General features: G+C 65.5%; 5 protein-coding genes. 1 reads left to right on the top strand and 4 read right to left on the bottom strand.

Annotation, left to right across the window (positions count from 1 at the left end):
- Positions 1-169: 169 nt before the first annotated feature.
- Together LXM94_RS24235 and LXM94_RS24230 are read right to left on the bottom strand one after the other, a co-directional pair.
- Positions 170-934: an SHOCT domain-containing protein gene (locus LXM94_RS24235; RefSeq protein WP_235774219.1), complete on the bottom strand. Its 765-nt coding sequence runs from the start codon at positions 932-934 to the stop codon at positions 170-172.
- Between the two features lie 241 nt (positions 935-1,175).
- Positions 1,176-1,814, bottom strand: a complete 639-nt coding sequence (locus LXM94_RS24230; RefSeq protein ID WP_235774217.1) for a 3'-5' exonuclease family protein — start codon at positions 1,812-1,814, stop codon at positions 1,176-1,178.
- Between the two features lie 202 nt (positions 1,815-2,016).
- Between LXM94_RS24230 and LXM94_RS24225 the strand changes: the two genes are divergently transcribed.
- The gene (locus LXM94_RS24225; protein WP_235774216.1) at positions 2,017-4,242 is read left to right on the top strand and encodes an adenylate/guanylate cyclase domain-containing protein; all 2,226 of its coding nucleotides are present in this window, start codon (positions 2,017-2,019) and stop codon (positions 4,240-4,242) included.
- A 22-nt stretch (positions 4,243-4,264) separates the two neighbouring features.
- On the opposite strand, the gene LXM94_RS24220 is transcribed toward LXM94_RS24225, so the two are convergent.
- Positions 4,265-4,762: a YHS domain-containing (seleno)protein gene (locus LXM94_RS24220; protein ID WP_408015695.1), complete on the bottom strand. Its 498-nt coding sequence runs from the start codon at positions 4,760-4,762 to the stop codon at positions 4,265-4,267.
- A 63-nt stretch (positions 4,763-4,825) separates the two neighbouring features.
- Positions 4,826-5,352 (bottom strand): ankyrin repeat domain-containing protein (locus LXM94_RS24215; protein ID WP_329605646.1); only part of this gene is annotated, 527 nt, incomplete at its 5' end.

Genomic DNA, 5,352 nt, shown 5'->3' with positions numbered 1-5,352 from the left:
GCATATTGCATTGGACACTCCCGTCATTGAATAGACGAAGAAGTATCCGCCCCGCCGACAGGACGCACCGGAATTATTTTGAACTGTCGATCAAGCGGTGTGAAACGACGGCAGGCATGGATCGGACCAGGGCACCGGAACAACTGCCCGGTGGCCGCGGACTCCGCCGCTAGAGGCGATCCAGCAGGTCCGCCTTCTTCGCTTCGAATTCCTTGTCCGTCACAATGCCCTTTGCGTGAAGCGCGGCAAGCCGCTCGATCTTGCCGAAAATGTCGTCCTCCGCCACCGGGCGGCTTCTTTCCGGCGTCGGAGAGGGCGCCTGTGGCACAACGGCGGAACCCGACTCGGCCACGACCGTCGCCGCCTCCGGCGTCATGTCATGCCCGGATGCCGCGACGTCGACCCTGCCGCCGGGTGACGTTCCAGGACGCGCGACCTCGTCCAGCTCGGACACCCGCACCAAACCGTGCTGCGAGGTGAAGCTCAGCGATTGGTCGCCGCCCTGCTGCTGGGAGAACCCGCCGATGCGATGGTCCTTCGTATCGTAGACGGTGATCCGCCCGCCGATATCGATCGCAAGCCGGCCGGTCTCCGGGAAGAAGGCATAGCGCAGGTTGTTTTGAGCGCCCGTCGAGGACGGATGCCCCAGATCGGCCGGCCACCAGTTTCCTGCCGAGAAGGCGCCCGGTACGAAGAGGCTGACGCCGCCGCCCTGGTTCTGCGACTGGGACTGATACGAGGCCGGTCGTCCCGCCAGGTCCATGTCGCGTACCAGGGCTGCCAGTTCGGAGCAGATCCCGTCGACCTTCGCCTTCAACGCATTGTTGAACATGTCGCCGACCATGGTCATGCCGCCCTGCGACCATTGCCCCATCCCGCCGAGATCGGGATGGTTGAACTGTGCCTGCGTGCCGTGACCTGCAATGAGAGCCATCAGGACGTGCTCCACGGCCTCCGGGCTCGTGCCATGCCGGGATGCAATCTCGCCCAAGGCCCGCCGCCCCTCTTCGGAGAGTTTTCCCATCGCGCTCGTCCCTTTCCGGAAATTACGACGCGTCGCATCAGCCGGCGCGTCTCGTGCAGGGAACCTAGCATGCGCGGTGGCGGGTTGACAGAGAGCGAAGCGCCGAGCCGCCGCCCCGCCCGGGCGAGGGCCGAATGCGCCGCCGGCATTGCTATGCGACGTCGCGTGCCGGCCGGCCTGTTCCGGTGAAGTCATCCTTCGCGAGACGCCCCGCCCGCAGGAGGTGCTGCAGCACGAGCGTGATCGACATCGCGTCGTCGAGCGCGTCATGCGCCCGCAGCGGCGGATGCGGGACGTGGAAATAGGAGGCAAGCCCGCTGCTGCGCGTGCGGATGAGATCCTCGTAGGGCATGCCCGCCTTCAGCAGCAGCTTGCAGGCATTGTCGAAACGCCTTGCCGGAATGGGCGGCGCGATTCCGGCGACGTAGCAGCTCGTCGCGATCATGCTGAGTTCGTCCTTGCCCCAGGACCAGAGCCTGTGCGGGCCGGCGAATTCCGCCAGCCGTCCGAGCGCCGCCTGGAGATCGGTGCCTTCCCTGTCGATGACGTCGGCGGTAATCCCGGTAAGCTCGGTCAGATAGGGATCGATGGCATGGCGTCGGCCGTGCCGGTCCAGCGGCGTCACGTGGAGCTTGAGCCGTTCGAGGATCGCGTGGCCGTCCGCGAGAGCGAGTTTCACCGCGCCGATCTGCACCACTGTGGGATCGGGATCGTTCGGGCCGCACCAGAACCGCGTCAACGCCCCTTCCACCGTCAGAAACTCGCAGTCGAAGATGATCGCCGCATCCATGCCTTGGCCCTTTCCGGTGATTCGCACCGGAAGAATGGCATGCAAAGCTTGTAGCCGCATGTCGGCATCCTTTGTCCGGCATGCACGGGCCGGCGGAATACTTTGCGCGGACCCGGCAGGCGACGCCCGCATCCGTTGGCATCCCCGCGAAAGCTGCGATAACATGGGTCATGGAAACTCCATACGTCCGGAAAGTCCGTGTATGGCACGCCACCTCGCCGCCATCCTGATCGCGGACGTCGTCGGTTATGGCCGGTTGAGCCAGATCGACGAGGAAGGGACGCGCGTGCGCTTCCAGGCCGATCTCGAGGATGTTTTCAAGCCGCAGATCGACGCCCATGCGGGTCGCCTCGTCAAGACCATGGGCGACGCGCTTCTGGTCGAGTTCCACAGCGTCGTCGATGCCGTGCGCTGTGCAAGCGAGGTACAGCGCCTCAAGCAGCAGCGTAAGACCGACGCGGCCGGCGACCAGGCGCTCGAATTCCGCATCGGCATCAATCTGGGCGACATCCTCGTCGAAGGCGACGACATCCATGGCGACGGCGTCAATATCGCCGCGCGTCTCCAGACACTTGCGGAACCGGGCGGCATCGCCATCTCCGGCTCCGCCTACGACCAGGTCAAGACGAAGCTCCCGCTCGGATATGCCTTCCTCGGCGAGCAGACGGTCAAGAGCATCGACGAGCCGATCCGCGTCTATCGTGTCCTGCTCGATCCGTCGGCCGCGGGCCGGACCATCGTCGAGAAACGCCGGCGCAGGCGCGGCCGGTGGCGCGGGCCCGCGATGGCCGCTGCCGCAATGGCGCTTGCCACCTCGGTCGGCGCGATCTTCTGGTCGCCCTCCTGGCCGGATCTGCTGCCGTCCTTCGGCCCGCAAAGAGTGACCTATCCCCTGTCCGACACGCCCTCCGTCGCCGTGCTGCCATTCATCAATGTCAGCGGCGACGCGCAACAGGATCATCTCGCGGACGGGCTGACGGACGGGCTCATTACCGAATTGTCCAAGGTCTCCGGCCTTTTCGTCATCGCCCGCCATTCGGTCTTCACGCTGCGCGGCTCGGCCGAGAAGGTACAGGCCATCGCCGCCGAGCTCGGGGTTCACTATATACTCGAAGGCTCGCTGCAGCGCGCCGACACGCGGCTGCGCATCAACGTCAAGCTTATCGACGCCGTCACGGGACTGGCGATGTGGGCCGAGCGCTACGACCGCCAGTACACGGATCTCTTCGCCGTGCAGGACGATGTCATCGGCAAGATCATCTCGGCGCTGTCGGTCAAGCTGACGGAAGGCGACCGGAACAAGCTGGGAAGAATTCCCACCGGCGATCTCGAGGCCTACGACTTCTACATGCGGGCCGAACAGGGCGGCCACCTCTATTCGGACGTCGACACCTTCCGCCAGACCCTGTCCTTCTACCAGCAGGCGATCGATCGCGATCCGCGCTTTGCCGACGCCCATGCGGGCATTGCGCGCGTCGCGGTGGACGTCTGGCGCAACGACTACAATTTCCTCTGGTCGGCGGCGGTCGCCCGCAAGATCGCCTATGACGCCGCCGGCGAGGCGCTGAAACTCGACCCGGACAACGCTCGTGCCCACACCGTGCTCGCCCTGCTGCAGCTTGTCGACAACCGCCCGAACGAGGCAATCGAATCCGCCAACCGGGCCGTGGCGAACCAGCCGAGCAACGCCGAGGCCCATGCCCATCTCGCGCTGGTGCGCGCGCATACCGGCAGCCGCGAGCAGGCCGTCGGCGAAATCGAGAACGCGCTTCGCCTCGACCCGACCCCGCTGCCCGCCATGAAGCTCCTCGCGGGGGTCGTCTTCTATCTGTCGCAGGAAAACAGGCGGGCGATCGACCTGATGGAGGAGGCGAAGCGGCTTCTGCCGGAGGCCGAAGCCGCGCGTGAATATCTGGCGGCGGCCTACACGCTGGACGGCGCTTCGGCCAAGGGGCGCGAGGAGGCATCGAGGCTGCTCGCCCTCTTTCCCGACAGCAACCTCAACTACTACGGCTACCTCTATGACTACTGGCGCACGGAGGATCTGAGCCGGCATCTGGACGCGTTGCGCAAGGCCGGCATTCCGCAGTGGCCGTTCGGCTTCGTCGGTGAACCGGCCAGCCGGCTCTCGGGCGGCGACCTGTCGAAACTCGTGGGGGACAAGACCTGGACGGGCAAACACCGCAACGGCACGGACTTCGTGCAGTTCTTCGACCGCGCGGGCAACACGGCCTATCGCAGCAGCAACACCAACATCACCGGCGTCTACGAGATCGCGGGCGACCGTCTGTGCGAAACCTTCGAGGGCTACTTCCTCGATCGGCAGGTCTGCGGCGAAGTCTATCGCAACGGGGACGAGCATATGCCCGAGGCGGACTATGTTCACGTCACGCCTCAGGCTCTCAAATATTTCTCGATCGGGCCCTGACCCGCCTGCAGGCGGCTGATGCCTACTGTTTCGGCATCTTCCGCCAGTCCGTGCCGGCCTTTTCCGACACAAGCACGCTCTGCACCTCCGACCAGTGCTTCTTCGATTCGGCAAGCTTGTTCGAGTTCTTTTCAAAGCCCTCGGCCGCGCCGGGATCGTAGCTCAGATAGAGCTTGCCTTCGATGATGCGCCAGGCCTTCGGATCGATGTTCGTCGTCACCGTCCCGAACGAGACGCCGTCGGCGCAGTAGCCGCCGTATTGCGGTGCGTATTGCGCCGGCGACTGCATGAACAGATCGCGATGCTCGGCGCTCGCGAAGTGCCAGGTCGCGCCCAGCCAGCGATGCGAGAACTTCGGCGAGCCCTCGACGGCCTCGTTCTGCGTGAAGTAGGCGACCGGGTCGTATCCTTTGATCGCCACATCGCCGAAATAGCCGGTATTGACGGGGTCATCCGCCAGCGCGTCGGTTGCGCTCGTCGCGGCAATGACAGCAGCGGCCGCCATGCCCGCGGCGCGCATCCAGTTTACGGTTCGCATTCCATTCCCTCCGTGAATTTGCAGCGGCGGTTGGCCAAGCGGCACCTACTGCCGCTTCGTGCACTCGCCATGGAGCCAGTCGCCGACGAGTTCGGCCTTCTGGCAACGGGCGCCCGCCTTGAGGAGCAGGTCCGTCGTCTCCCAGTGGGCGCGCCATCCGGCCTGCGTCAGCGGCGTATATCCGTTCCGCTCCTCGGCCTCGATTTCCGCTCCGCTCGCCAGCAGAAAGGCCACGACCTCCGTGCGCCCCTCCTCGGCCGCCGCGTGGAGCGGCGTCATCCTGTAGAAATTCTCCCGGTCATTGACGGCTGCACCCTTCGCAACCAGCAACTGCACGGTCGTAAGGTGGCCGCCATAGGCCGCCGCATGGAGCGCGGTCAGCCCGCCCTTGTTGCGGATTCCGACAGCCGCGCCCGCGTCGAGCAGTTGCGCGACGATCTCCGTTCTGCCGGCAAGGGCGGCAATCAGGAGCGGCGGTTCGCCGGCCTCGTCCGGCACCGTGAGATCGCCATTGTCCTTCAGGGCCTGTTCGACCCGTGTCTTGTCGCCATCCCGCACGGCGTCGTGCAAGG

It is taken from the genome of Rhizobium alarense (assembly GCF_021555155.1).
GTDB classification, from domain to species: domain Bacteria; phylum Pseudomonadota; class Alphaproteobacteria; order Rhizobiales; family Rhizobiaceae; genus Rhizobium_D; species Rhizobium_D alarense.
Note: the sequence above shows the minus strand (reverse complement) of the source record. Positions and strands in the feature narration are given on the sequence as shown.